The 25,369-nt window shown below is 54.5% G+C and carries 24 protein-coding genes; 19 read left to right on the forward strand and 5 right to left on the reverse strand.

Annotation, left to right across the window (positions count from 1 at the left end):
- The first annotated feature begins 46 nt into the window (after positions 1-46).
- A complete protein-coding gene (locus tag ACTQ1N_RS08915; RefSeq protein ID WP_441956415.1) occupies positions 47-1,393 on the forward strand; it encodes a M28 family metallopeptidase in 1,347 nt (448 codons plus the stop codon).
- Positions 1,394-1,495: 102 nt separating this feature from the next.
- On the opposite strand, the gene ACTQ1N_RS08920 is transcribed toward ACTQ1N_RS08915, so the two are convergent.
- Positions 1,496-2,254 carry an alpha/beta hydrolase gene (locus tag ACTQ1N_RS08920; RefSeq protein ID WP_441956416.1) on the reverse strand — a complete coding sequence of 253 codons (759 nt, stop codon included), beginning with the start codon at positions 2,252-2,254 and terminating at the stop codon, positions 1,496-1,498.
- 239 nt (positions 2,255-2,493) lie between these two features.
- Here ACTQ1N_RS08920 and pdxR point away from each other — a divergent pair, with 239 nt between their 5' ends.
- Entirely contained in the window at positions 2,494-4,017 is a 1,524-nt protein-coding gene (pdxR, locus tag ACTQ1N_RS08925; RefSeq protein WP_441956417.1) for a MocR-like pyridoxine biosynthesis transcription factor PdxR, read from the forward strand.
- Here the strand turns inward: pdxR and ACTQ1N_RS08930 are convergent.
- Positions 4,012-5,646: a Na/Pi cotransporter family protein gene (locus ACTQ1N_RS08930; RefSeq protein WP_441956418.1), complete on the reverse strand. Its 1,635-nt coding sequence runs from the start codon at positions 5,644-5,646 to the stop codon at positions 4,012-4,014. The genes pdxR and ACTQ1N_RS08930 overlap by 6 nt on opposite strands.
- Before the next feature lie 326 nt (positions 5,647-5,972).
- Between ACTQ1N_RS08930 and ACTQ1N_RS08935 the strand changes: the two genes are divergently transcribed.
- Positions 5,973-6,539 carry an HD domain-containing protein gene (locus ACTQ1N_RS08935; RefSeq protein WP_441956419.1) on the forward strand — a complete coding sequence of 189 codons (567 nt, stop codon included), beginning with the start codon at positions 5,973-5,975 and terminating at the stop codon, positions 6,537-6,539.
- A gap of 89 nt (positions 6,540-6,628) precedes the next feature.
- Here the strand turns inward: ACTQ1N_RS08935 and ACTQ1N_RS08940 are convergent, their stop codons facing one another.
- Genes ACTQ1N_RS08940 through ACTQ1N_RS08950 form a run of 3 tightly spaced genes read right to left on the reverse strand, consistent with a single transcriptional unit; the run spans position 6,629 to position 8,856 of the window.
- Complete coding sequence (locus ACTQ1N_RS08940; RefSeq protein WP_441956420.1) at positions 6,629-7,141, reverse strand: Gx transporter family protein; 513 nt, start codon at positions 7,139-7,141, stop codon at positions 6,629-6,631.
- The gene (locus ACTQ1N_RS08945) at positions 7,125-7,547 is read right to left on the reverse strand and encodes a NusG domain II-containing protein (RefSeq protein WP_441956421.1); all 423 of its coding nucleotides are present in this window, start codon (positions 7,545-7,547) and stop codon (positions 7,125-7,127) included. The genes ACTQ1N_RS08940 and ACTQ1N_RS08945 overlap by 17 nt, the downstream gene beginning before the upstream one ends.
- A gap of 40 nt (positions 7,548-7,587) precedes the next feature.
- Positions 7,588-8,856 (reverse strand): FAD:protein FMN transferase, encoded by a 1,269-nt coding sequence (locus ACTQ1N_RS08950; protein ID WP_441956422.1) that lies wholly within the window; start codon positions 8,854-8,856, stop codon positions 7,588-7,590.
- 173 nt (positions 8,857-9,029) lie between these two features.
- Here ACTQ1N_RS08950 and rsxC point away from each other — a divergent pair, with 173 nt between their 5' ends.
- The 16 genes from rsxC (at position 9,030) to ACTQ1N_RS09030 (ending at position 25,364) form a co-directional block, all read left to right on the forward strand.
- Positions 9,030-10,355, forward strand: a complete 1,326-nt coding sequence (gene rsxC / locus ACTQ1N_RS08955; protein WP_441956423.1) for an electron transport complex subunit RsxC — start codon at positions 9,030-9,032, stop codon at positions 10,353-10,355.
- A gap of 12 nt (positions 10,356-10,367) precedes the next feature.
- Positions 10,368-11,960 (forward strand): RnfABCDGE type electron transport complex subunit D, encoded by a 1,593-nt coding sequence (locus tag ACTQ1N_RS08960; protein WP_441956424.1) that lies wholly within the window; start codon positions 10,368-10,370, stop codon positions 11,958-11,960.
- Positions 11,957-12,568 (forward strand): Rnf-Nqr domain containing protein, encoded by a 612-nt coding sequence (locus tag ACTQ1N_RS08965; RefSeq protein WP_441956425.1) that lies wholly within the window; start codon positions 11,957-11,959, stop codon positions 12,566-12,568. The genes ACTQ1N_RS08960 and ACTQ1N_RS08965 overlap by 4 nt, the downstream gene beginning before the upstream one ends.
- A complete protein-coding gene (locus ACTQ1N_RS08970) occupies positions 12,565-13,137 on the forward strand; it encodes an electron transport complex protein RnfA (RefSeq protein WP_441956426.1) in 573 nt (190 codons plus the stop codon). The genes ACTQ1N_RS08965 and ACTQ1N_RS08970 overlap by 4 nt, the downstream gene beginning before the upstream one ends.
- Before the next feature lie 102 nt (positions 13,138-13,239).
- Positions 13,240-14,859 carry a hypothetical protein gene (locus ACTQ1N_RS08975; RefSeq protein ID WP_441956427.1) on the forward strand — a complete coding sequence of 540 codons (1,620 nt, stop codon included), beginning with the start codon at positions 13,240-13,242 and terminating at the stop codon, positions 14,857-14,859.
- Between the two features lie 314 nt (positions 14,860-15,173).
- A complete protein-coding gene (locus ACTQ1N_RS08980; protein WP_154526048.1) occupies positions 15,174-15,536 on the forward strand; it encodes an ArsR/SmtB family transcription factor in 363 nt (120 codons plus the stop codon).
- 60 nt (positions 15,537-15,596) lie between these two features.
- On the forward strand, positions 15,597-15,815 hold the full coding sequence (locus ACTQ1N_RS08985; protein ID WP_441956428.1) for a cation transporter: 219 nt from the start codon (positions 15,597-15,599) through the stop codon (positions 15,813-15,815).
- 15 nt (positions 15,816-15,830) lie between these two features.
- Positions 15,831-17,768, forward strand: a complete 1,938-nt coding sequence (locus tag ACTQ1N_RS08990; RefSeq protein ID WP_441956429.1) for a heavy metal translocating P-type ATPase — start codon at positions 15,831-15,833, stop codon at positions 17,766-17,768.
- Positions 17,769-18,016: 248 nt separating this feature from the next.
- Positions 18,017-18,724 carry a YczE/YyaS/YitT family protein gene (locus tag ACTQ1N_RS08995; RefSeq protein ID WP_441956430.1) on the forward strand — a complete coding sequence of 236 codons (708 nt, stop codon included), beginning with the start codon at positions 18,017-18,019 and terminating at the stop codon, positions 18,722-18,724.
- A gap of 84 nt (positions 18,725-18,808) precedes the next feature.
- Positions 18,809-19,792: a D-isomer specific 2-hydroxyacid dehydrogenase family protein gene (locus tag ACTQ1N_RS09000; RefSeq protein WP_441956431.1), complete on the forward strand. Its 984-nt coding sequence runs from the start codon at positions 18,809-18,811 to the stop codon at positions 19,790-19,792.
- Between the two features lie 42 nt (positions 19,793-19,834).
- On the forward strand, positions 19,835-21,004 hold the full coding sequence (locus ACTQ1N_RS09005; protein ID WP_441956432.1) for a pyridoxal phosphate-dependent aminotransferase: 1,170 nt from the start codon (positions 19,835-19,837) through the stop codon (positions 21,002-21,004).
- 228 nt (positions 21,005-21,232) lie between these two features.
- Positions 21,233-22,144: a transporter substrate-binding domain-containing protein gene (locus ACTQ1N_RS09010; RefSeq protein WP_441956433.1), complete on the forward strand. Its 912-nt coding sequence runs from the start codon at positions 21,233-21,235 to the stop codon at positions 22,142-22,144.
- Positions 22,145-22,186: 42 nt separating this feature from the next.
- Complete coding sequence (locus ACTQ1N_RS09015; protein WP_441956434.1) at positions 22,187-23,071, forward strand: amino acid ABC transporter permease; 885 nt, start codon at positions 22,187-22,189, stop codon at positions 23,069-23,071.
- Positions 23,072-23,117: 46 nt separating this feature from the next.
- The gene (locus ACTQ1N_RS09020; protein ID WP_441956461.1) at positions 23,118-23,885 is read left to right on the forward strand and encodes an amino acid ABC transporter ATP-binding protein; all 768 of its coding nucleotides are present in this window, start codon (positions 23,118-23,120) and stop codon (positions 23,883-23,885) included.
- 235 nt (positions 23,886-24,120) lie between these two features.
- The gene (locus ACTQ1N_RS09025; RefSeq protein ID WP_441956435.1) at positions 24,121-24,687 is read left to right on the forward strand and encodes a TIGR01440 family protein; all 567 of its coding nucleotides are present in this window, start codon (positions 24,121-24,123) and stop codon (positions 24,685-24,687) included.
- The gene (locus ACTQ1N_RS09030) at positions 24,687-25,364 is read left to right on the forward strand and encodes a Maf family protein (RefSeq protein ID WP_441956436.1); all 678 of its coding nucleotides are present in this window, start codon (positions 24,687-24,689) and stop codon (positions 25,362-25,364) included. The genes ACTQ1N_RS09025 and ACTQ1N_RS09030 overlap by 1 nt, the downstream gene beginning before the upstream one ends.
- Positions 25,365-25,369: the final 5 nt, after the last annotated feature.

Here is a 25,369-nt window from a genome sequence, read left to right on the forward strand (position 1 = left end):
GGACCGGGAATCGGGTTTGACGACTGGGCAGATACTTTTACAGTGGATGAAAGCACTTGATCGGCCAAGACCGGCCGGAAGCAGTGCGGAGAGGGAGGCGGCGAGGTATATCGCAAAGACCATCCGCACGGCAGGCGGAGAGCCCGAGACAGAGCCATTCCCGATCTGGCTCTGTGAACAGACTGCCGTTCTGACAGTATTCGGCAGCGATTCAAAGGCCAGCGTTCTGCATATCCCTGTGCGGGCATATGACAGACCGGTCCGGCAGTGCGGTCATCCGGACATGCCGATGATCATGTCTATGGGTCAGGCGGCAGCACGGGAGCAGACGGACGACCTGGGATGGAGTGGGGAATCTGAGCGGCTTGAAGCAGCCGGGCCGCTTCTGTATGCGGAGGATGGCGGTCCCCGTGCGCTGTCGATGGCAAAGGGCTGCATCGTCATGCTGAATCAAACTGTCAGCTCTGACTTGTACAGAAAACTATCTGAGGCAGGCGCTGTGGCGTACCTCACCATCACAGGGACGCCCATTGACGCCGGGCAGGACAGGCTTCCGGCAAGACGGCGGATCAGCCGAAGCGAGGAGAGAACAGTCCCAGGCGCGACGATTCACTGCCAGGATGCATCGATGCTGATCGAAAAGATGGCAGCAGATGCGCCTCAGAAACAGTCTTCACTGCCCGGAAGCAGTAAAAAGACCCGGGCAAGACTGACGGTCAACGGCAGCATCGTTCAGAAAAGCTCGCAGAATGTCTGTGCTTCTGTCAGCGGAAAGACAGACAGGGAGGGCTACGTACTCCTGACCGCTCATTATGATTCTGTACCGGAGGGACCGGGAGCGTATGACAACCTGGCAGCGTGCAGCGTTCTGACGGAGCTGTACAGACGCTTCCGTCTGTGCCCTGCAGACAGAGAAGTACGATTCGCCTGGCTTGGATCTGAAGAACAGGGGATGTTAGGAAGCTATGCCTATGTGCAGCGCCACGAATCGGAGCTTTTGGCGTGTCTGGCAGACATCAACATCGATCTGGCCGGGCAGGCCATCGGATCAGATGTCATCGGCGTGACAGGAAGCGATTCATTTGTATCAGAGATCCGGACATTTCTTGAAGAATATGGAAGTGATGCGGAGGTCAGGCAGAGCGTCTGGTCTGGTGACGCCAACACGTTTGCCTGGAAGGGCGTCCCGGCGCTGACATACGACAGAGACGGCTTTGGCATGCATACCTGTCATGATGAGCAGCGATTTTTGTCCGCATGGGAACTCGGGAGAGAAGCGGACCTGATCGAGGCGATGGTGCGGAATCTTGCGGAGAGGGAGATCACTGCTTCTGAGCGTGAACTGCCAGAGGAGATGGAACAAGAGCTGAAGAAGTTGTTTTTGAAATACTGAGAACGGGCAGATACGACTGAATCCAACAATCAACGCACTCAACCAAAAGGGTCATGCATCCCTGATAAATGGATGCATGGCCCTTCGTTTGGAATAGGAAAGTTACTCAGAGAAGAATTCGACAATCGTGTGAATGGCGGTGTCCATCAGCTTTGGATTGCGGAAGGGGTGGTCTGCACCCTCGACCGGAACCAGCTCGATCACGTTGTCCTCGCAGAACTTCTCGGAATCGCTGATTGGAACCATCTCATCGGCCGTTCCATGGATGACGATCATGCTGTCCGCCCATTCAAAGTATTCATATTTGCGGACATCGCTCGCTGCCAGTTCGTCAAAGAGGGATTTGTCCACCTTGAACTTCCGGTCCAGGCCGATCATCACTTCCTTGCCCTTCTCCAGCTTTTCGAGATCGGTGTCTTTCACATTCTTCAGCATCAGGTCGTACATCCGTATGCCGGGTGCGCGGAGTGCAGTTTTCGCAAATGGATTCCCGATTTCTGCGATGTATTTCAGGGTCAGGTAGCCGCCGAAGCTGACAGAATAATTGAAGAGTGTTTTGGCCTGCAGCGTATTTTTTGCATAGTCGGTGACAAGCGTCAGGTACAGCATGCAGTCCTTCAGTTCCAGCTTTTTCCTTGCGTCCTGTCCATGACAGGGCCAGTCAAACGCGATCACGGCGTCCGCCTTATGCTTTGACAGATACTTTTCCGCAAAACGGGTTATATTTGCAACGTCTTTATTGCTGCCGTATCCGTGCGTGCAGATCACGACACGGTCATGTGTCCGGCTGTCCTCCTCCGTCAGGATACGGCAGCGGATGGAAGCACCATTTTCGTTGATATCAAAGTGTTTTTCTTTCATGAATGCCTGGTCTTTCCTCTAAGATGTATATTTCCGAAAGTGTCCGAGAAGCATTGTAACACAGATTCTGAAGGACATAGAATTTCTTTCGCAAAGCGTTCAAGATTCCTGTTTTGCACCGGGGAAGACCAGTTGAAGTTCTTTGGCATCTGAAATATGATCTGTTCAGAACATATGGACATGCCAGATGAAAGGGCATGTCCCGGGACAGAGACATCCGGCAAACTGGGAGGAAGCGTATGCTGACGTATCATCTGGACGCGGGGGCGGGACCGCTTTATAAGCAGCTTTACGATTGTATGAAACAGGATATCGAGGATGGGAAGCTATCCTCCGGGGAAAAGGTGCCATCAAAACGGACGCTGGCACGAAACCTCGGGATCAGTACGATCACGGTGGAGACTGCCTACAGTCAGCTGATCGGGGAGGGTTATCTGTATACGCTTCCGAAGAAGGGATATTACGTCTCGGACCTTGCCGGCATGCACAGGTTTCGAAGCGGGATGAAGGCTGGCCAGTCTGCAGAAACGGCTGCCGGCCGAACGGGGGCCGGGTGGACAAGCCGTGCAGATGCAAAGGGCGCCGGCATGCTTGCATGTGAAAACAAAGCAGAAGAGGATGAGCCGGCAGGACCTCCGGATGCTGCGTTTGGGGCTGGAAGGGTCCGGTTTGATTTTTCCTCCAACCGGACAGCAGCGGCGGATTTTCCGTTTTCCATCTGGGCAAAATGCATGCGGGAGACGATTTCCATGCGTGAACAGGAGCTGATGGAAGTGTCTCCGAGCGGCGGCGTGGAGGCGCTTCGCCTTGCCGTCGCGGATCACCTGGCATCCTTCCGGGGCATGTCGGTCGATCCGGCCCAGATCATCATCGGAGCGGGAACGGAGTATCTGTACACGCTCCTGATCCGTCTGCTGGGTCAGGACAAGGTGTACTGTATTGAAAATCCGGGATACCGGAAGCTTCTGGCAATTTACAAAAGCAGCGGCGCTGTGTGCCGGTTTGCGGATGTCGACAGCCAGGGCATGATTGTCAGGCAGCTGAGGGAAAGCGGAGCCGACATTGCGCACATCAGTCCGACGCACCATTTCCCGACAGGGGTCACGATGCCGGTCAGCAGACGCTACGAAATGCTCGCCTGGGCAGGGGAGTTGGAAGAACGGTATATCATCGAGGATGACTATGACAGCGAATTCAGAATCAAAGGGCATCCGATGCCGTCGCTTCAGAGCATCGACGCCGCCGGAAAAGTGATTTACATGAACACCTTCTCAAAGTCTCTGACCTCAACCATCCGAATCAGCTACATGGTACTGCCGCCCCGGCTGGTCAGAACGTTCTATCAGAAGCTGGGATTTTATTCATGTACCGTCTCAACCTTTGATCAGTATGCCCTGTCAGACTTCATCAGCCAGGGATATTTTGAAAAGCACATCAACCGGATGCGGCTGTCCTATCGCAGAAGAAGGGAGAAGGTGCTTGCGATCACGAAAGCGCTCTTCAAACCTGAGGAGGGCCGAATCATTGAAAATGATTCCGGTCTTCATCTGATTCTGGAGCTTCGAACGGACAGGCCGGAGGATGAGATTCGGAGGGAACTGTTAAAAAAAGGCATCCGGATCAGCAGCGTGGCAGACTATGACATGCGCCACGAAGGCAGATACGGACACCAGTTCATCATCAATTACTCGAGTATGAACATCAGCTTTCTTGAGGAAGCGTACAGAGCGCTTCGAAAGGCGTGCGGTTTCCCTGTATTATGAAGGTTTTTTGAAAAGGGCGGTCGAGATATTGAAGGCGTTGTCAGCGCAGCGCTCCAGGTCGGTTGTCATATCGGTGAAGACGATTCCGGCCATCGGATTGCAGTTGCCGTTCATCAGGCGCTGTACATGGTTGTTTGTAATCTGGTCATGGAGCTGATCCACCTGGTTTTCGTTCTCGGAGGCTTCCGGAAGCTTGCGGAAGTTTTCTTCGGAGAAGATGTCTATGCACAGCTCGACGCTGCGGACAACCTTCTCCGAGAGCTTCTGAAGATCGGACTTTCCGGCGGCGGACAGCTTGTCATTCTGTTCATCCAGTTTCTGGCGGAATTCGATGATGTTTTCCGCCTGATCCCCGATGCGCTCGAAGTTCATGGCGATCACCATCAGCTTGGAGGCACGGAAGGCATCCGCGTCGGTGAGGTCAAGCGATCTGGTCTCCATCAGCCTGTCTGAGATCGCCTGACAGAGATAATCGATGATAGACTCGGTATCCTCAACCTGATTCATCAGCTTCTGTGTATTTCCTTCTTCAAAGAAGCACTGGAGCGACAGTTTCAGATTGTCGAGGGTCATTTCCCCCATTCTCCTGCATTCCAGGACCGCCTGCCGGATCTGGACGGAAGGCAGTGTCGATTTCGCGGAATTCAGATACAGCAGCTTCTTGCCTTCCAGCATCCTTGTCTCTTCCGGAAGCCGGGGGATCATCATCTCCGAGAGCCGTACGATCAGTCCCGAAAATGGAGACAGGACCAGTACGGAAAAGATTGCGAAGATCGTGTGCGTGTTTGCGATCTGGCGGCCGATATTGTTCGGGGACAGTCTGCAGATCAGATCCAGAACCTGCGGAAAGATGCCGATGATGGTCAGAAGCAGCGCTGCCCGAAGCAGGTTGAATACGAGGTTCAGCACAGCGGACCGTTTCCCGTTCCGATTCGTGGTCAGACCCGCCAGCAGGTTCGGAGTGACAGAACCGATCGCGGCTCCGATCAGCAGGTATACGGTCGTCTGATAATTCAGAATACCCTGCACGGCAAAGGTCTGAAAGATGACGGTAGACGAAGAGGAGCTCTGCAGAAGAGCTGTGAAGGCTATTCCAAACAGAACAGCCAGGACAGGGTTCGACAAGCCCGAAAGAAACTGCTCAAACTGAGCGCTCTGCGATAACGGTTTGATCGCATCCTTGATCAGGCCGACTCCGACGAACAGCATTCCGAAGCCGAGTATGATCATCCCGACGGATTTTACCCTTTTTCTGGACATAAAGAGGTACATCACGCAGCCGATAAACAGCAGAAGCGGGGCGAATGCTGTCAGGTCGAACGCTGTGATCTGTGCTGTGATGGTTGTCCCGATATTGGCGCCCATGATGACGGCGATGGCTTCCTTCAGATTCATCAGGCCTGAGTTCACGAATCCGATCACCATCATGTCTGTCGCGGATGAGCTCTGGATCAGAACGGTTACGCCCATTCCCAGCAGGATACCGCGGACTTTATTGGACGTTGCATGCTCCAGAATCGTTCGGACTTTGTCTCCGGCGGCGCTCTGAAGGCCGGACGACATGAGCGTCATCCCAAGAAGGAAGAGCCCGACGCCGCCCAGGAGAGCAAAGAAATCGGCAATACTCATAGCACAGTACTCTCTTTTCTGTATGCATTCTATGTAAAAGATATGTAAAGCAGGTAAATTATATGAAGAAATACGTAAGGAACAGGTCACGAATTATCAATAAATTTGCCATAGTATTATTATACTAAAGGCGAAGGTGACAATCAACATCGGGTCTGGCCTTTTGTTTCGTTTTCAATTGGCCGGTCTGGAGCGGCTGATGAAAGCGCGGGGCGGCGTTTTGAAGAGATTGTGAAGATTTCGGAAGGATCCTTGACAGACGGTATGAAACCTTATAGATTAGGCCGCAAAGGGTGCTGAATATCCCTTTGAGGAGCGTGATCTTTATGACAGCTTATTTCAAAAAGCAGATGGATAAGGAGTCGAACAGGAGAATCGCCGCAGATATTTCGGCTTATGGGAAAGAGATCGTTGATTCAGAGCTGTTTCGTCAGGCATTTGCACAGAAACATCATACAAACACGACGGTGGGAGAACACACGCTGAATGTGACGGCTGCTGCGCTTCGTATGTGCTATGCGCTTGAGAAGACCGGACTGAGACTGGACAGAAGAGCAGTGACGATTGGCGCGCTGTGCCATGATCTTGGCATCATCGGCCGTTATGAGAAGTTTGCGAACAATCGTGTCTGCTGCAGACTTCACCCGATTGACTCTGTCAGAATTTCCAGAGAGCTTGTGCCGGAGCTGGACCATAAGACGGAGGAGATTATCCGGTGTCACATGTGGCCGCTCAACGGCTGGATGCCGACGTCAGCGGAGGGATACCTGATCACGGTTGCGGACAAGTACAGCTCCATCCGGGAGCTGCTCTACAGACCGGCGCTGCCGCTGCTTCGGCGTGAGACGGCGGGAATGATTCTCGGGGCCCTTGTCTGCGGCGCTGCCGTTTGACAAGACAGTTCCATGGATGCCCCTTTTATTGCCGGCCGCTGATCGCTTCAGGGGCGGTGAAATCTTCGACAGAAAGTACCGAAGCGGGTTCACCCCCACAGCCTCCTGACGCGCGGTATGATCAGCCTGTTCAGAAAGCCGGTTACGATGCCGGCGCCAAGCCCGGCGAGCATCAGGACGGGAAGGTACCATTTCCAGGGGAAGCCGATTACAACCAGCGTGGCGACAAGAATCTGTCCGCAGTTGTGCAGGACGCCGCCGAGCGCGCTGACAGATACGACACTGAACTTTCCTGTTTTCCTGACCAGTGCCATGCCGAGAATGCTGAGCGCAGTTCCGGCAAGACCATATGAGATACTGAACAAATTCCCAAACAGAAAGCCGATGATCAGCACGCGCAGAGCGGAGATCACGATGGCTTCCTTCCATCCGGCCAGGTACAGGATGGTCACAATCACGATGTTCGCAAGCCCAAGCTTCATGCCTGGAACAGGCATGGGGACCGGGATGACAGCCTCTACATAGCCGAAAAGCACCGCGAGCGCCAGCAGCAGTCCGGAAGCGGCGACTTTGCGGGCAATTGTATCACCGTGCGACCCCATCGAGATCCCCTCCTTCTGATTCCTTTGCATCGACAATCGAAAGTACAACCTTATTGGGCAGGCAGACAATCGTGCCTCCGTTCTCGTCGATGGCACTTTCCTGGATACAGATCTGGTCCGGGCAGTCAGCCGATACCATCTTCACTTTTCCATCCTGAATTCTGCATACGTTCGAGTCATTAATCTCGATTTCCCGGTCTGTCGTCAGAGGATAGGTGCCATACTCTTTGCCATCCACCTGGATCAGAAGAGCAGGTGACTTTGGCTTCACAGCTGTGACAATCGGAATGATCAGCAGAATGACAGACAACAGTGCAAGACCGCCGATCAGGAGCAGGTCATTGCGCCGGATCTGCCGGTCGGATCGGTTATATTCAGTTTTATCCTCTTTCGTGCTCTGCATCATACTTGTTCCCAAAACATTCGAAATGGTGAGACCTGTCTGTTCAGCTGGCCGAGATGGTTTCAATATGATACCGATCGGATATAAAGGAGTCTTTCAGCCCATCGCTGATGGTGATGGTCTGGTCGGTATCAAAGAGAACCATGTCAAACTGGTCGTTATGAGCCTTCCAGAAGGAAATGGCTTTCTCTTTTCCCATCACGCAGAGAGAGGTGGAGAGACCGTCCGCCAGGGCTCCGTCCTTGCAGATGATGGAGACAGAGGAAAGGTCATTCTCGACCGGGTAACCGGTCGAGGGATCGATGATATGCGGATACCGTTTGCCGTCCTGGTCGACAAGGTAGCGTTCATAGCCGCCTGAGGTGATGACGGTACTGTCTTCTGAAAGCGTGAGAATGCCGAGAAGCGCGCTGGTGTCCGCCGGATCTTCGATGCCGACGCGCCAGGGGCTCCCATCAGGCTTGCTGCCTGTCACCTGAATGTTGCCGCCCAGGTCGGCAAGCCCGCCCGTCAGATGGTGCTTCTGATAGATATCCATGACCTTCTGCGAGGTGTAGCCCTTGGCGACTCCGCCGAAGTCAATCTGGACGCCGGAGGGGAGAGAAAGCTTCTTTGTCTCCGGGTCGTATGTGACCTTGGAGGAGTCGACAAGCGGAAGAAGCGCCTCTATCTCTGCTTTTGTCGGCACATGGCTGATCAGATGCTCACTTGAGGAGAGGACATCCGCGCCCGCCTCGGTCTGTGACTCAGCCTCAGTCTGCGCGGAAGCCTCGGTCTGCCCGGCACCGGGGGCCTGCGCAGCGGCTTCAGCCTGTGACTCAGCTTCGGTCTGCGCAGAAGCCTCGCGCCCTGGAGCACCCTCTGTGCCGCTTTCCGTCTCATCTTCGGATTCGCCGAAGAATTCCGTAAATCCCCAGAGCTTCATGATGGGGTAGATGGTGAAGTCGAAGGCACCGTTTGTTTCCTGATATAACTGAAGGGACATGTCTGTCAGCGCGGCAGTGTCATCCGAAAGTGTTCCGCCGCCATCGTGGTTGATCTGCCACACCTCGCTGCCTTTTGTGCCGGTTGAAAGCAGGCTGTCGAGTGAGCGGATTTTCTCCTCTGCTTCATCGAGCGCCGCCCCGGCATCCTCGCCGTAGGCCTTCAGGTTCATGACAGTTGTCATTGCGAAAAGCTGGCGGGTCTGCGGCTCTTCATTCTGACCGGCATATGCGGCCGGCGCAAGGGCAGCAGAGATAAGCATACCGGAAGCCATCATGGCACTGAGTGCGGCTGGTGTGATGGTTTTCTTTAAATATTTGAAAGGCATCGGTTCCTCCTGTCATCGGACCGCAGACACCTGGTCAACTTAACATGACGATGTGAACACCGGGTGTCTGCCATAAAAAGATTCTGGTATAACAATTGAAAATGCTAATTATTATTTGTATAATACTTCAATTGTGCAAGTCAAGAAGATCGACATGATTAGAGGAGGTATTCATGGGTGTGTTGACGTTCAGAGGGGGCGTTCACCCTTATGAGGGTAAGGAACTCTCATCTCAGAAGCCCATCGGAAAACTGGATCCCGGACCGGAGCTGGTCTATCTGATGTCACAGCATATCGGTGCACCGGCAAAACCAGTGGTTGCAGTCGGCGACCGGGTTCTGAGGGGGCAGATGATCGGGGAGGCAGGGGGCTTCGTTTCTGCGCCGGTCTATGCGTCAGTATCCGGAACGGTTAAGGAAATCGCTACCAGAAAGACCGCAACCGGGGCGCCTGCAACAGCCATTGTCATCGAAAATGATCAGAAGTATGAGTCTGTCTCATTTGAGGGAGCGAAGCTGGAGGACCTTGGCAGAGAAGAGATTCTGGAGAGAATCCGGAAAGCTGGCGTTGTCGGAATGGGCGGTGCAGGGTTCCCGACCGCTGTCAAGCTGGCGCCGAAGGACCCGTCTGCGATTGACCATATCCTGGTCAACGCGTCGGAATGCGAGCCGTATCTGACATCCGATTACCGGTGCCTGATGGAGGAGCCGGAGAAGGTTGCAGCCGGTCTTGAAGTGATTCTGAAGCTGTTCGGGCCCTCCTGCGAGGGTGTGATCTGCATCGAGGATAACAAACTGGATGCGGCGGAGGTTATGCGGAACGCTATATCCGGAAAGAGCCGGATGAGAGTTGCTGTTACAAAGACCAAGTATCCGGAAGGGGCTGAGCGCTCTCTGATCAAGGCAGTCACAGGGCGGGAAGTGAACTCTTCCATGCTGCCGGCGGACGCTGGCTGTGTGGTTGACAATGTGCAGACGGTTATCGCCGTCTATGAGGCTGTCATCGAAGGCAAACCGCTCATGGAGCGTGTTTTCACGATCTCCGGAGATGCGCCGAAGGACCCGAAGAACTTCCGGGTTCCGGTCGGAACGCCATACACACGGATCATTGAGGCAGACGGCGGATTTCGGGAACATCCGGAAAAGGTCATATCCGGCGGCCCTATGATGGGATTCGCGCTGGCAGATCTGGATGTCCCTGTCACCAAAACATCGGGTGCCCTGACCTGCTTTATCCACGATCCGGTGAAAAATCTGGAGAGCGGACCTTGTATCCGCTGCGGAAAGTGCATCGAGGTCTGTCCGCAGCGTCTGGTGCCGTGCAGGCTTCTGGATATCGCCCTGCATGGGGACATGCAGCGGTTCCAGGACGAGTATGGGATGGAGTGCGTGGCATGCGGCTGCTGCAGCTACAACTGCCCGGCAAAGCGCCCTCTGGCTGTCAACATCAATGCCATGAGAGGCAAGGTGCTGGCGGAGAGAAAGAAGAACAGGAAGTGAGGAAGTTCGGAAATGGGTGAAAAATTGCTTGTGTCACCTTCGCCGCACGTCAGGGCAAAGGGGAAAACGTCGCTGATCATGCTTATGGTGATTGCTGCGCTTCTTCCGGCCTGCGTGTACGGAGTACTGAATTTTGGAATGCATGCCCTGCTGATCCTGGTCCTTTCGACCGGATCAGCTGTTGCAGCAGAGCTTGTCTATGAGCTTGTAATGAGAAAGAAAATCACTGTGACAGACGGATCTGCCGCAGTGACAGGGCTTTTGATCGGCATGAATATGCCGCCGATGATCGCATGGTGGATACCGGTGATTGGCTCTGTGTTTGCAATCATTGTGGTGAAGCAGCTGTTCGGCGGCCTTGGCCGTAACTTTATGAACCCGGCTCTGGCAGCCCGCTGCTTTCTGGTGCTGGCGTTCTCTGCGCAGATGACTGCTTTCACGACCGGGACCGGTGTGCTGAGTCAGGTGACAGAGCCGACTGTGACGGCGGAGACAGCTGCAGAGGCGGATGGCAAGGCCGATGAGACCGCTGGTTCAGATGCGGATTCGGCGGCGACAGCCTGGACGGAGGCGGCAGCGAAGACCGATGCCGACTCAGCGGCGACAGCCGAGACGGAAGAAAAGGGCAAGGCAGCCGCGGCAGCGAAGATCGACGCGGACTCAGCAGCAACAGCCGAGACGGAAGAAAACAGCAAGGCAGCAGCGGCAGCGAAGACCGACGCGGACTCAGCAGCAACAGCCGAGACGGAAGAAAAGGGCAAGGCAGCCGCGGCAGCGAAGACCGACGCCGACTCAGCAGCGACAGCCGAGACGGAAGAAAACAGCAAGGCAGCCGCGGCAGCGAAGACCGACGCCGACTCAGCGGCGACAGCCGAGACGGAAGAAAACAGCAAGGCAGCCGCGGCAGCGAAGACCGACGCCGACTCAGCGGCGACAGCCGAGACGGAAGAAAAGGGCAAGGCAGCCGCGGCAGCGAAGACTGATGCCGACTCAGCGGCGACAGCCGAGACAGCAGATGCGGCCTCCGGCGCAACGGCCGGGACGGAGAAAGCGGCTCCGGAAGCGGAGGCTCAGGATTCCGGTAAGCTGGATGCTGTGTCGACAGCGACTCCGCTGAAGTATCTGAAGAAGGGCCAGAGCTTTGACCTGAAAGCGCTCTTCTTCGGAAACACACCTGGATCCATCGGAGAAACCTCCGCACTGCTTCTGCTGATCGGGGGCATCTTCCTGATGCTGCTTGGCGTGATCGACTGGAGAATCCCGGTCTTCTATATTGGAAGCTTTGGCGTGCTAGTCCTGATCACTGCAGCGGCAAGGGGATATGATGCACCGCTTCAGTACATGCTTCAGGAGCTGTTTGCAGGCGGACTGATGATGGGTGCCTTCTTTATGGCGACCGACTATGTCTCTTCTCCGTATACAAAGAGCGGAAGAATCTTGTTTGCGCTGATCATCGGTGTCATGACCTGGCTCTACAGAATGTTTGGCATGTATAAGGAAGGCGTCTCCAACGCGATTATCCTCGCAAACTGCCTGACACCGCTGATCGACCGGCTGACGCGTCCTGTTGCTTTCGGAATCAGAAAGAAGGAGGCATCGTCATGAGCAATCGTTTTTGGAAGGGAATTTTTGAGGAGAATCCGGTTCTCGTCCTGATGCTGGGCCTGTGCCCGGCACTTGGGACGACAGCCGCTGTAAAGCCTGCTCTGGCGATGGGAATCGCAACTGCGATTGTTCTGATTGCAGTGGAGCTGGTGATGACACTTCTGAGTCATGCGGTTCCGGAGAAAGGCTTCATGGTGGTTTCTGTTCTTCTGACAGCCGTTCTGACGTCGGCTGCTGACTATGTGATGGCGCAGAACTTTCCGGAACTTCGCGAAGAACTTGGCATCTATCTGCCGCTGATGGCGGTCAGTTCGGTGATTCTCAGCCGTGTCTGTGCAGTGTCGAAGAACGGATCACTGGCAGAAGCCCTGGGGGACTCGGTTGGCATGGGCATCGGCTTCATACTGGCACTTGCTGCGGTCAGTTCTGTGAGAGAGCTCCTTGGAGCAGGAACCTGGTTCGGCCTGCAGGTGATGCCGGAAGGATTCCAGCCGGTTGCTGCATTCTCCATGGCACCAGGAGCATTTTTCACAGTTGCGTTTCTTGCAGCTGCGATGAATATCAAAGCCCGCAGGAAGGCGTCAGAGACAGACAGGGAGGGTGAATGATGAATTATGTCGTGTTCGCGGTTGAAGCCGCCCTCATCAGCAACATTGCGCTGAGCTATTTCCTTGGACTGTCTCCATTTCCGGAGATCGGGAAGAACAAAAAGCAGACGTGCGTCGGTGCGCTGGCGATGGTTATTGTGATGACGCTTTCCAGCCTCATCTGCGGGGTGATATACCGTTATATCCTGGTTCCGGCAAATGCTGAGCAGGTAAAGACTCTTGTATTCGTAGTGGTCATCCTTGCGGCATCCGGACTGCTTGCGCTGCTTCTTCGAAAGCGGACTGATGCGCTGGAAGCGGGAAAGCCGTTTCCTGTTCTGGCGGTCAATACGGCTGTGCTTGGTACGGTACTGGTCATCGTACAGAATGACTACAGTGTTCTGAATGGAACGTTTTACGGATTCATGGCAGCTGTGGGATATCTGATTGTCATTGCAATGCTGTCGGCAATCGACGATGAGCTGAAATACAGTGATGTACCGAAGTCCTTCAGAGGGGTTCCGATTCTCCTTGTAGCAGCAGGACTGATGGCCATTGCATTTCACGGGATTGAGGTTCTTGGCGGCTGATAAACTGCAATTGATTTTCGGCGAAATGTATGGAATAATATACAGGATAGATGCAGGTTCTAATAGGAACTGTACCAGAAGAAAACAGGAGGTTTGTGCATTATGAAGAATCGTATTGTAGCAGCTGTTCTTGCTGTCATGGTAGCCGGAGCGCTGACTGCGTGCAGCAGCGGTTCCAAGACAGAGTCGACAACACAGACGACTGCACAGGCAACAACGCAGGCTGCGAAGGAAACCCAGGCGAAGACGACTGAGGCGAAGCCAGCAGCTGAGACAAAGACATCCGAGGCAAAGACGACCGAGGCGAAAGCAACCGAGGCAAAGACAACCGAGGCAAAGACGACTGAGGCGAAAGCAACCGAGGCAAAGACGACCGAGGCGAAGGAAACTGAGACGAAGGCAACCGAGGCAAAGACGACCGAGGCGAAGGAAACTGAGACGAAGGTAACCGAGGCAAAGACGACCGAGGCGAAGACAACCGAGGCAAAGACAACTGAGGCTGCTGAGACGGAGGCTGAGAAGAAGCTTCCGGAGGAGGCTCAGTACACGATCTATAACCAGACCGGTGAGAAGGTTACGGAGATCAAGTTCACACGCAACGACACCGGAAAGGTTGCGCTTGACGAGAAGAGCGGACTGGCTGACGGCGCATCCACTGTCCTCAAGATCAAGAAGGATTCGACTGTCACAGACAAGACATCCTTTACCTTCTCCTTCACGACGGAGGGCGGATATACGGCAGAGTACAAGACCCTCGGATTCGAGGTTGCTCCGATGACCCTGATCGCAGAGGACGCAAAGAGCGGCGCAACTCCGTTCAAGTTTGAGGCTCCGGCTGAGGGCGTTTCCACCGAGGCGTCCACCGAGGCGTCTACCGAGGCTGAGAAGGCAGCTGAGGCAAAGACAACCGAGAAGGCAACTGAAGCAAAGGCAACTGAGAAGGCGACCGAGAAGGCAACTGAGAAGGCGACCGAGAAGGCAACTGAGAAGGCAGCGGGAGCTGTGGAGACGGAAGCTGCAACGGAGGCAGAGAAAGAGAAGAAGAAACTTCCGGACAAGGCAGAGTACACGTTCAACAATAAGACTGGCGAGCAGGTTACGGAGATTAAGCTGGTGGACAATACGTCCAAGAAGGTTGTAGAGGACCTGAAGGACGGACTGGAAGACGGCAAGTCCGTTAAGGTTTCCATCAAAAAGGACAGCAGCATCACGGACAAGACTTCCTATACGCTGACCTTCACCACAAAGAGCGGGTACAAGGCAGAGTACAAGACCCTTGGCTTCGAGGTTGCAGGAATCAACTTGATCGCAGAAGATGCAAAGAGCGGCGCAACGCCGATCGAGTTTGTTCCGGAAGCTGAGACCGAGGCAGAGACTGAGGCTGCAACGGAGGCAGAGGAAGAGAAGAAGGAACTTCCGGACAAGGCAGAGTATACCTTCAACAATGCGACCGGTGAGAAGGTCACAGAGATCAAGCTGGTCGACAATACATCCAAGAAGGTTGTAGAGGATCTGAAGGACGGACTGGAAGACGGCAAGACTGTGAAGGTCTCCATCGACAAGGACAGCAGCATTACGGACAAGACTTCCTACACGCTGACATTCACCACGAAGAGCGGGTATAAGGCTGAGTACAAGACACTTGGCTTTGAGGTTGCGACCATCAAGCTGATCTCTGAAGATGCGAAGAGCGGTGCAACACCGATCGAGTTCGAGAAGTAAACTATCCGGAGCAATAAAGAAACAGGCATCTCAGCCTGGAGACTTCAGGCTGACCGGCGTTATAGAATCCTGCGGGAATTGTTCATCCCGCAGGATTTTTTTGTCAGAGAGTACCTGAAAGAAATAAGAATTGACACAGCGGGAATGTAGTCGTATAGTAAACATATGAACAGATGCTCATATGTTTGTGAAAACATTCTGATACACAGGAGAGCAATACAGGAGAGCAGAGAAGCAGAGCAGGCATGCCGTTCAGAAAGGAACGCCGGTGGTGCTGTCTGTAGAAAAATAGAGAGGGAAGGGAGGAGATGAAGATGGCGGAGTGCGATGTGGATCTGTGTGAGGTCCGGGAGGTTCACCAGGAAAAGGTTTCAGAGATTACGGCGAAGATGCCGGAGGAGGATGAGCTTTACGACCTGGCGGAACTGTTCAAGGTGTTCGGGGACTCGACTAGGATGAGAATCCTGTTTGCCCTGTTTGAGGCGGATATCTGCGTATGTGACCTCGCGCAGGCGCTTGGAATGACACAGTCGGCGGTTTCACACCAGCTGCGGATTCTGCGGCAGGCCAGGCTTGTTAGCAGCAGACGGGAAGGAAAGCAGGTTATTTATTTCCTGACAGATGAGCATGTCAGGACGATCATCGACAAGGGAAGAGAGCATATTGAGGAAGACTGACGAGGAGACCGCAGGACGCCTCGGATGACATGACATGGCAGATAAAGGGGGATACAAGTGATGAAGAAAAAGTTCGGGTGCGAAGTAGACTGTGCAAACTGTGCGGCAAAGCTTGAGGATGCGATCCGGAAGGTGGATGGCGTTGAAGCGTGCAGTGTCAATTTTCTGACGCAGAAACTGACATTAACGGCTCCGGATGACCGGTTTGACGAGGTCCTTCAGGCAGTTGTGAAAAAGGCAAAGCACATCGAGCCGGACACTGTGATCCATATCGGCTGAGAAAAGGGGACGGACATGACGAAGAAGGAGCATCGGACACTTATCCGGATTATTGTGACGCTGATCTGGTTCGCTGCTTTGCTGGCAACAGACCACGCAGGACTTCTGAGAGGAGCCGGGACGTATGGAAGATTTCTGCTATACTTTCTGCCTTATCTGCTGATCGGCTATGACGTATTGCTGAAGGCACTGAGGAATATCATCCGGGGACAGGTGTTTGACGAGCATTTTCTGATGATGATCGCAACCTTTGCAGCCTTCGGACTTGGTCTGATGGGGGATGAGGCTTATTCAGAGGCCCTTGCAGTCATGCTGTTCTATCAGATCGGGGAATTGTTCCAGGATGTTGCGGTTGGGAAGTCCAGAAAATCAATTGCCGACATGATGAGCATCGCCCCTGAGAGTGCGAATGTCGAGCGGAACGGCAGGGTTGAGGTCGTGGATCCGGAGGAAGCTCATATCGGGGATATCCTGCTGATTAAGGCGGGTGAGAAGGTGCCGCTGGATGGAACTGTCATTGAAGGAGAATCCTACCTGAATACAGCTGCGCTGACAGGTGAGTCGGTGCCGCGCCGCGTAAAGGCGGGGGATCCGGTCATTTCCGGCTGCGTGAACGGAGAGGGGACGCTCCGGGTGCGTGTGGAAAAGGAGTATGAGGACTCCACGGTTGCGCGGATTCTGGATCTGGTGGAGAATGCGAGTTCCAGAAAGGCACGCCTGGAAAACTTTATCACAAGGTTTGCACGCGTCTATACGCCGGTTGTCACGATCGGTGCAGTCCTGCTGGCTGTGCTTCCTCCGCTTTTTCACATCGGAGGTCTGACATATGCGGACTCAATCAGAAGGGCCTGCAATTTCCTGATTGTCTCATGCCCCTGCGCACTTGTCATTTCGGTGCCCCTCGGCTTTTTCGGCGGGATCGGCGCCTCTTCGAAGATCGGTGTGCTGGTTAAGGGAAGCAATTACCTGGAGGCTGCATCCGGTCTGTCAACGCTTGTCTTTGACAAGACGGGGACGCTGACAAAGGGAGAGTTCCGGGTGCAGAAGGTTGTTCCGTCTGCCGGGGAATCCGACACTCAGAATCTGCTTGGCACTCCTGAGGAGGCGCAGCGCAGGCTTCTTGAGACTGCGGCATTGGGAGAGAGCTATTCCAATCACCCGATTGCACGGTCGATCCGGGAGGCTTTGGGTGAGAATACAAGTCTTGACACCGCAAGAGTGACAGATGCAAAGGAGGCTGCAGGACATGGAATCGAAGCGCTTCTGGATGGCAAGAAGCTTCTGATTGGAAACCTGTCGCTCATGACATCGAATCATATCGACGCAAAGCCGGCAGAAGAGCCGGGGACCATCATCTATACAGCACTGGACGGTCATTACCTGGGATATATCGTGATCAGCGACACGGTGAAGGAAGGCGCGAAGGAAGCCATCCGGGAGATCAAGGAAGCCGGTGTATCCAAGACGGTGATGCTGACCGGAGACAGGAAAGGTGCGGCTGTTCAGGTCGCAGAGACGCTTGGAATCGACGATGTTCACAGCGACCTTCTTCCGGCAGACAAGGTTTCGGAGGTTGAAAAGCTGATTGCAGAAGCCGGAAAAGCCGGCGGAAAGCTCGGGTTTGTCGGTGACGGGATCAACGACGCACCGGTTCTGATGCGGGCGGATGTCGGGTTCGCCATGGGAGCTCTTGGCAGTGACGCGGCGATTGAGGCTGCGGATATTGTCCTTATGGATGACGATATCCGGAAGATTGCGAAGGTGATCCGGATTGCCAGAAAGACGATGCGGATTGTGAAATCTAACGTTGTGTTTGCGATAGCAGTCAAGCTGCTGATTCTGGCGCTCTCCGTCTTTGGGCTGGCTTCCATGTGGGCGGCTGTCTTCGGGGATGTTGGCGTCGCGATTCTCTGCATTCTGAATTCCATGCGGACACTGCATGAGTCACGCTGAGAATATGCCCTTCCGGTTGGCATGGGTCATCCGGAGGGGCATTCTTGTTGAAGGTGGGCCAGAAGCATGATGCATGCTTGCTTGTATATCATGGCTTCTGGCGACCGGGCATCATCGGGTGCGGAGTACGAGATAAAGGCGACTTGAAGAATGGCAGAAACACTGCTATGATGCAAAACGGTATGTTTGACAAGGGTGAACGATGTGACAGGTGATCGCAGGTGCGGGAGCCTGCGGGGGAGCATTTGATGAGCAGTGAAATGAAGAGAAGAATCCTGATGACGATCGCAGGGGTCTGCATCTGTGGACTGAGTGTCGGGATGTTCAGTTTTTCGGATCTGGGTCTTGACCCGTTTCAGGTCTTCGCACATGGGACCTGGCATCTGGTGCATATGGGATTTGGAACCTTCTATGCGCTGGTGAACATCGTGCTCCTCGTACTCATTTTTTTCGTGAACCGGCGTAAGATCGGGCTTGGGACGGTCATCAATCTGTTTGGAGTCGGCTATATGGCAGAATTCTCGGAGTGGGTGATTCGTCATTTCGTCCATACGGAGTCATTTGGTGTCCGCTTTCTGTTCCTGGTTCTGGGAATTGTGGTGATGTGCCTGTCCTCCGCCATCTACTTTACGGCAGACCTCGGGGTTTCAACCTATGATGCCATCGCACTTACAATCGCGGAGCGGACTCGTTTTCAGTTCCGGTTTATCCGGATTGCAACCGATCTTGTCTGTGTGGTGACCGGCTGGGTGGTTCTGGATCTGACAAGGCTGTCGAGCTTTCCGAAGGGCGGATCTGCCCTGCAGATTCTCATGTGGTCGCTCGGCGGGACGGTCGGTGTCGGGACGATCATCACGGCATTCTTCATGGGGCCGCTGATCGCTTATTTTAACAGGAAGGTCGCAGAGCCGATGCGGTACGGCAGACAATCAGGTGCGGCAGGCGCGGGATCCTGACGGGAACAGACGGGCCTGAAATAGGAACGGCGCTGATGCGGATGCTGCCGGAGGGCAGGGTTGACAGAAAGGAGTGACTGAACGATGAAGATTATGTTTTATTCACTGAGGCCGTTTGATGAACTTTCATATGCGGAGAAGTTCAGCAAACAGTACGGGATTGATTTTGCCTGGACGGCGGATTACCCGAATCCGGACAATATTAAGCTCGCTGAGGGATGTGACGCAGTCAGTTCGACACCCTGCGATATGAGCGCAAAGTATATCGACGCATTCCATGATCTTGGGGTGAAATACCTGCCCTGCCGCAGCATTGGATATGATCACATCGACATGAATGAAGCCCGGAAGCTCGGCATGAAGGTTTCCAACGTGAGCTATGCTCCTGGAGGAGTCGCGAACTATGCCATCATGATGATGCTGATGCTCCTGCGGAAGATGATGCCGATCATGAAACGGGCTGAGATTCAGGATTACCATCTGAAGGGGAAGATGGGGAGAGACATCTCGAACTGTACGGTCGGTGTGATCGGAACCGGTCGGATCGGACGTACCGTGATTCGCTCGTTATCAGGCTTCGGCTGCCGGATTCTGGCATATGATCCTTATCCGAACGAGGAGGTCAGGAAGTATGCGTCCTATGTTTCGGCTGACGAGCTGCTGGCTCAGTCCGATATCATCACGCTTCATGCGCCGGCCAGCGAAGCCAACTATCATATCCTGAACCGGGAAGCCTTCGGTAAATGCAAGGACGGTGTCCTGATCGTTAATGCGGCGCGCGGCACGCTGATTGATACCGCGGCACTGATCAGTGCGTTGGAGAGCGGGAAGGTCGGAGGAGCAGGCCTTGATGTCCTGGAGCATGAGGCCGGGCTGTACTATTACAACCGGGAAGGCGATGTTATCCGCAACGATGAGATGAGCATCCTTCGTTCATTTCCGAACGTGATCCTCTCCCCGCATACTGCGTTCTACACCGATGACGCGGTGGAGTCCATGGTAAATGGAATCTTTGAGAGTGTCAGCTGCTGGGCGAGAGGGGTTGAGAACCCGCACGAGGTGCACTGAACACGAAGAAACAGGTATACACAGGGCTTGAGGAGGATGAATATGGAATTCAGCAGAACGGTGCAGCGGTTCGGAGATGAGATCTTCGCGGCACTCAATGAGAAGAAGATCGCGTTGGAAAAGCAGGGAAAGACGATCTACAACATGAGTGTCGGGACACCGGACTTTGAGACGCCGGAACACATCAAAAGAGCGCTGATTGAGGCAGCAAAGAAGCAGGACAGCTGGAAGTACGCGCTGCGCGATTCAGACCGGCTTGTCGAGGCAGTCATCTCTTATTATCAGAAGCGCTTCGGCGTGACGCTCAGGCCGGACCAGATCCAGAGCTGCAACGGGACGCAGGAGGGGATGGGCCATATCGGGATGGTGCTGGCGAACGAGGGCGATACGGTTCTTCTTCCGACGCCTTGCTATCCGGTTTTCATCACCAGCGTGAAGATGGCAGGGGCGGAACCCTGGTATTATCCGATGACCGCTGAGAATGGGTTTCTGCCGCGTGTGAGTGATATTCCGGAGGATGTCGCGCGTCGGGCAAAATACATGGTCGTGTCGCTTCCGTCCAATCCGATGGGCTCGGTCGGAACACCAGAGGTCTATGAGGAAATCATTGCCTTCGCGAAAAAGTACGATATCCTGATTGTCCATGACAACGCGTACAGCGATATCATTTTCGACGGGGTGGAGGGGAAAAGCTTCCTCAGCTATCCAGGTGCGATGGATGTCGGGGTCGAGTTCTTTTCTCTGTCGAAGAGCTTTAATCTGACGGGCGCGAGAATCAGTTTTCTTGTGGGACGCAGCGATGTCGTGCAGGCTTACAAGAAGCTGCACACGCAGATTGACTTTGGTATGTTCCTGCCGGTTCAGGAAGCGGCGATTGCGGCGCTGACCGGACCGCTGGATTCCGTGAAGGAGCAGTGCCGGAAGTATCAGGAGAGAAGGGATGCGCTCTGCGGCGGGTTCCGCTCCATTGGCTGGGATATGGTTGACAGCCATGGGAGCATGTTCGTCTGGGCGCCGATCCCGAAGCAGTATAAAAACAGGAATTCAATGGCGTTCTGCCTGGATCTGATCGAGAAAAGCGGTGTCATCTGCACGCCTGGCTCCAGCTTCGGACCGCTGGGAGAGGGATATGTGCGCTTTGCGCTTGTGCTTCCGCCCGAAAAAATTCATGAAGCGGTGAATGCAGTCAAAAAGTCCGGAATCCTTGACTGAAAGTAAAATTATTTTCGATAAATTGACATATTTCGTACAATTTGTAGCTTGACGCTCCGGAGTGTGAGTGTTAGTATTTTCATATTCCGTAAGATAGCGGACAAGAGATGGAGTCTCGCGTAACTTTGCGATGGGGCAAAGTTCTGCGGGACTTTTTTACGCTGATCAGTCAGGATGGCTGAAAGGTGTCATGCCGGCCTGTGGGTGCCGGAAGCGGAGGAGATCAGGATGAGGAGAAAGGTTGTTTCGGCGGTTCTTTCAGCAGCGATGGTATTCTCGATGGCTGGTGCCTGTGCGGCATTCGGCGGGGAGACAGAGGCAGCTTCCGGGACGGAGGCAGGAACGGAGGCATTCACAGAGAGCCCGGAGGGCTCTGGTCTGATCAAGGACGGGGTGTTCTCCATTGCAAACGAGTGCGGCTACGCACCGTACAACTGGTCACAGCCGGATGACTCGAATGATTCGGTTCCGATCGAGGACACCAGCGAGTATTCGAACGGCTATGATGTCATGATCGCGAAGAAGATCTGTGATGCGTATGGCTGGAAGCTGAAGGTCAACCGTCTGGACTGGGATTCTCTGATTCCGGCGGTGCAGTCCGGCCAGGTTGATGCCATCATCGCAGGTCAGTCGATGACGGCGGAGCGCGCCAAGCAGGTAGATTTCGCGGGACCGTATCTGTACGCGACGATTGTGGTTGTCACAAAGAAGGACTCGAAGTTCGCGGGCGCGAAGGGTATCTCCGATCTGTCCGGAGGAAAGTGCACTTCCCAGATGGGAACGATCTGGTATGACACCTGCCTCCCGCAGATCAAGGGAGCGGATGTTCAGGAGGCAGCGGAGTCTGCGCCGGCGATGCTGATGGCGCTGGAGACAGGCGCGGTGGATTATGTCTGCACGGATATGCCGACGGCGCAGGGTGCAGTGGCGGCTTATCCGGATATGACGATTCTTGACTTCTCCGGTTCGGATGACGACTTCAAGGTATCGGACGAGGATGTCAACATCGGAATCTCTGTCAAGAAGGGCAACACAGCGCTCAAGAGCGAGATCGATGCGGTGCTGAATACCATGGACAAGAAGGACTTTGATGACATCATGGCGGATGCGATCAAGATTCAGCCGATCACGAACAACTGATCAGTGGCGGGAGTTGTCAGATTACAATAGCAGGATGATAAGATGGAACAGTTTGTAAAATTGGGAAGTGATATGGCCTCCCTCTGGTCGAAGTATGGCGGGACGTATATGGGTGGTATCTGGCGGACGCTGATCCTGGCATCGGTCGGTACTGCGATCGGGTGCCTGATCGGTTTTCTGTGCGGCATTGTGCAGACAATTCCGGTCAGCCGGAACGATTCAGTGATCAAGAAGGTGATTCTGAAGATTGTTCAGGTGATTCTGAGGATCTATGTGGAAGTGTTCCGGGGGACACCGATGATCCTGCAGGCTGTGTTTATCTTCTATGGTCTTCCCTACTTCACCAACAATTCAATCCAGTTTGAGGGGAAGTGGCTGGTCTCCATCCTTGTCGTATCGATTAATACGGGCGCCTATATGACGGAGTCGATGCGCGGCGGAATCATATCGGTCGACCCGGGGCAGACCGAGGGCGCCATGGCCATCGGCATGACGCATTTCCAGACGATGACATCTGTTGTTCTGCCGCAGGCAATCCGCAACATCATGCCTCAGATCGGAAACAACTTCATTATTAACGTGAAGGATACGTCTGTGATGTTTATCATCGGGTTCACGGATTTCTTCGCTGTTCACAAGTCTGTCGTCGGCGCGACCTTCACTTACTTCCCGTCGGCGGCGATCGAGATGATCGGTTACCTGACGATGACGCTTTTAGCTTCCTGGCTTCTGCGGCTTCTGGAGAAGCGGATGGATGGAAAGAGCGACTATGAGCTGGTGGCGGTGGATCAGCTTACGCTTCCGGCCGGTGTTTATCATGTGAATGTGAAAAAGTCAGAGAAGAATATGAACCCGGATGAACGGGCAGCACTTCAGAAAGATGCCCAAAGCCAGATTGAGGACAGGTCAGGAAAGGAGGTACGCTGAGATGGCTGATCAAAATGTACAGACAGGCGGCAGTCCGTCGGGGCAGATGGACGGGCAGGCCTCCGGAAGAACGGCCGCGGACGCCATCATCTCTGTCCGCCATCTCTCCAAGAGCTTTGGAAAGCATGAAGTTCTGAAGGACATTGATTTCAACGTGTTCAAGGGGGATGTGACAACGGTGATCGGGGCTTCCGGAAGCGGAAAATCGACGCTTCTGCGGTGCATCAACCTGCTGGAGACACCCTCGTCCGGACAGATCCTTTATCATGGTCAGGACGTCATGGGCAGACATATGGACGCGGCCGGATACCGTTCCCATGTGGGAATGGTCTTCCAGTCTTTCAATCTTTTCTACAATAAAAATGTCCTTGACAACTGCATGGTAGGGCAGATTCGTGTTCTGAAGCGGTCAAAGCAGCAGGCCTATGAGGAGGCAATCAAGTATCTTGGAAAGGTCGGGATGCTTCCGTACGTGAAGGCGAAGCCGAGACAGCTCTCTGGCGGACAGAAGCAGCGTGTCGCCATCGCGCGGGCGCTCGCGATGAATCCGGAGGTTCTGCTTTTTGATGAGCCGACATCTGCGCTCGATCCGGAGATGGTCGGTGAGGTGCTGGATGTTATGTCGGCGCTCGCGAAGGAGGGCATGACCATGATTGTGGTCACGCATGAGATGGCATTTGCAAGGCAGGTCTCCACCCAGGTTGTCTACATGAACGATGGGGTGATCTGTGAGAGCGGGACGCCGGATCAGATTTTTGGCAATCCGCAGAATGACAAGACGAAGGATTTCCTTGCACGTTTTCTGAAGAGATAAGGCGGAAGTCAGCTGTAAGGCGGACATCTGAAGCAGGATACAGACGTGAAAACAACAAAAGCCGTCGCGGGCACACAGTGGGAAAGATCACAGTGCCGCGGCGGCTTTTTTTGAAGGCGGCCGCCCGTCATCGGGTGCGGGGCACGAGATGACGAGGGAGCCGCCGTGTTGTTCACGCAGGCCGGAAGTGTGGTAAGATCTGGGCAGAGTCCGGATGAAAGGGAGGCGTTTTTATATGGTGAATCTGAGGGAGATTGAGGAGCAGAGTGCGCAGGCGGTCTCGGAGCTTCTGGAGGTGAGCCGTCTTGAGGAGGGCGATTTGTTTGTGGTCGGGTGCTCGAGCAGTGAGGTGCTGGGGGAGAAGATCGGGACACATACAAGCCTGGAGGCGGCAGAGGCCATCTACAGAGGGGTTGTGCGTGTGCTGCAGATGCGCGGAATCCAGCTTGCCGCGCAGTGCTGTGAGCATCTGAACCGGGCGCTTGTGGTGGAGCGCGAAACCTGCAGAGCCTTCAGCCTGGAGCAGGTGAATGCGATCCCGCAGCCGAACCATGCCGGGGGTGCATTTGCGACAACAGCGTGGAAGCAGATGCAGGATCCGGTTCTGGTGGAAAGCCTGGAGCAGAAGGCGTCCGCCGGGATTGATATCGGGCAGACGCTGATCGGGATGCATATCCATCCGGTTGTGGTGCCTGTCCGGGTCGGAATCCGGAAGATCGGGGAAGCGGTGGTGACCTGCGCCAGAAGAAGGCCGAAGTATGTGGGCGGTCAGCGCGCAATCTATGATGAGAGGCTGATGTGATGGACAAGATACGGTTGATCCTGGCTTCTCAGTCGCCGAGAAGGCTGGAGATTCTCAGGCAGATCGGTTTCCAGCCGGAGGTGATCGTGAGCGGGATTGAGGAGCATACAGAAGAAACGATTCCGGAGCGGGTGGTCATGGATCTCTCCCGTCAGAAGGCGGAGAATGTGGCGGTCAGGCTTGCTGCTTCTCTTATACCGGCGAAGCATCCGGCCGGACGACAGTCAGAATCCATGGAAAGGGCATCAGGCAGGGAGACATCGGGACAGAACCCTGCGGACAGCAGACGGGAGCCGGCTGTGGTTGTGCTCGGCGCGGATACGGTGGTCTGCACAGGCGGGAGAATTCTTGGAAAGCCTCACTCGCATGAGGAGGCGGAGGAGATGATCCGGCTTCTTCAGGGACACACGCATCAGGTCTGCAGCGGCGTTACGCTGATCGGGACGGGCCTGGGCAGAAGCGTGACATTCGCGGAGACGACAGAGGTCGAGGTTGCGCCGATGACAGATGAGGAGATCCACGACTACGCGTACAGCGCGGAACCGATGGACAAGGCAGGAGGGTACGGTATTCAGGGATTTTTCGGCCGTTATATCACGGGCATCCGGGGAGATTATACGAACGTGGTCGGTCTCCCGGCCAGTGCTGTCTACGAGAACCTGAAGAAACTGTTCTGAGCGGC

Origin of the sequence: Porcincola sp. LCP21S3_C12 (assembly GCF_052118625.1) — a bacterium.
GTDB lineage: Bacteria > Bacillota > Clostridia > Lachnospirales > Lachnospiraceae > Porcincola.

What these genes read in the sequence shown, in the direction of transcription:
- ACTQ1N_RS08915 (WP_441956415.1), top strand. Translation starts at nt 47, where the DNA reads ATGAAAGCACTTGATCGGCCAAGACCGGCCGGAAGCAGTGCGGAGAGG.
- ACTQ1N_RS08920 (WP_441956416.1), bottom strand. Translation starts at nt 2,254, where the DNA reads ATGAAAGAAAAACACTTTGATATCAACGAAAATGGTGCTTCCATCCGC.
- pdxR (WP_441956417.1), top strand. Translation starts at nt 2,494, where the DNA reads ATGCTGACGTATCATCTGGACGCGGGGGCGGGACCGCTTTATAAGCAG.
- ACTQ1N_RS08930 (WP_441956418.1), bottom strand. Translation starts at nt 5,646, where the DNA reads ATGAGTATTGCCGATTTCTTTGCTCTCCTGGGCGGCGTCGGGCTCTTC.
- ACTQ1N_RS08935 (WP_441956419.1), top strand. Translation starts at nt 5,973, where the DNA reads ATGACAGCTTATTTCAAAAAGCAGATGGATAAGGAGTCGAACAGGAGA.
- ACTQ1N_RS08940 (WP_441956420.1), bottom strand. Translation starts at nt 7,141, where the DNA reads ATGGGGTCGCACGGTGATACAATTGCCCGCAAAGTCGCCGCTTCCGGA.
- ACTQ1N_RS08945 (WP_441956421.1), bottom strand. Translation starts at nt 7,547, where the DNA reads ATGATGCAGAGCACGAAAGAGGATAAAACTGAATATAACCGATCCGAC.
- ACTQ1N_RS08950 (WP_441956422.1), bottom strand. Translation starts at nt 8,856, where the DNA reads ATGCCTTTCAAATATTTAAAGAAAACCATCACACCAGCCGCACTCAGT.
- rsxC (WP_441956423.1), top strand. Translation starts at nt 9,030, where the DNA reads ATGGGTGTGTTGACGTTCAGAGGGGGCGTTCACCCTTATGAGGGTAAG.
- ACTQ1N_RS08960 (WP_441956424.1), top strand. Translation starts at nt 10,368, where the DNA reads ATGGGTGAAAAATTGCTTGTGTCACCTTCGCCGCACGTCAGGGCAAAG.
- ACTQ1N_RS08965 (WP_441956425.1), top strand. Translation starts at nt 11,957, where the DNA reads ATGAGCAATCGTTTTTGGAAGGGAATTTTTGAGGAGAATCCGGTTCTC.
- ACTQ1N_RS08970 (WP_441956426.1), top strand. Translation starts at nt 12,565, where the DNA reads ATGATGAATTATGTCGTGTTCGCGGTTGAAGCCGCCCTCATCAGCAAC.
- ACTQ1N_RS08975 (WP_441956427.1), top strand. Translation starts at nt 13,240, where the DNA reads ATGAAGAATCGTATTGTAGCAGCTGTTCTTGCTGTCATGGTAGCCGGA.
- ACTQ1N_RS08980 (WP_154526048.1), top strand. Translation starts at nt 15,174, where the DNA reads ATGGCGGAGTGCGATGTGGATCTGTGTGAGGTCCGGGAGGTTCACCAG.
- ACTQ1N_RS08985 (WP_441956428.1), top strand. Translation starts at nt 15,597, where the DNA reads ATGAAGAAAAAGTTCGGGTGCGAAGTAGACTGTGCAAACTGTGCGGCA.
- ACTQ1N_RS08990 (WP_441956429.1), top strand. Translation starts at nt 15,831, where the DNA reads ATGACGAAGAAGGAGCATCGGACACTTATCCGGATTATTGTGACGCTG.
- ACTQ1N_RS08995 (WP_441956430.1), top strand. Translation starts at nt 18,017, where the DNA reads ATGAGCAGTGAAATGAAGAGAAGAATCCTGATGACGATCGCAGGGGTC.
- ACTQ1N_RS09000 (WP_441956431.1), top strand. Translation starts at nt 18,809, where the DNA reads ATGAAGATTATGTTTTATTCACTGAGGCCGTTTGATGAACTTTCATAT.
- ACTQ1N_RS09005 (WP_441956432.1), top strand. Translation starts at nt 19,835, where the DNA reads ATGGAATTCAGCAGAACGGTGCAGCGGTTCGGAGATGAGATCTTCGCG.
- ACTQ1N_RS09010 (WP_441956433.1), top strand. Translation starts at nt 21,233, where the DNA reads ATGAGGAGAAAGGTTGTTTCGGCGGTTCTTTCAGCAGCGATGGTATTC.
- ACTQ1N_RS09015 (WP_441956434.1), top strand. Translation starts at nt 22,187, where the DNA reads ATGGAACAGTTTGTAAAATTGGGAAGTGATATGGCCTCCCTCTGGTCG.
- ACTQ1N_RS09020 (WP_441956461.1), top strand. Translation starts at nt 23,118, where the DNA reads ATGGACGGGCAGGCCTCCGGAAGAACGGCCGCGGACGCCATCATCTCT.
- ACTQ1N_RS09025 (WP_441956435.1), top strand. Translation starts at nt 24,121, where the DNA reads ATGGTGAATCTGAGGGAGATTGAGGAGCAGAGTGCGCAGGCGGTCTCG.
- ACTQ1N_RS09030 (WP_441956436.1), top strand. Translation starts at nt 24,687, where the DNA reads ATGGACAAGATACGGTTGATCCTGGCTTCTCAGTCGCCGAGAAGGCTG.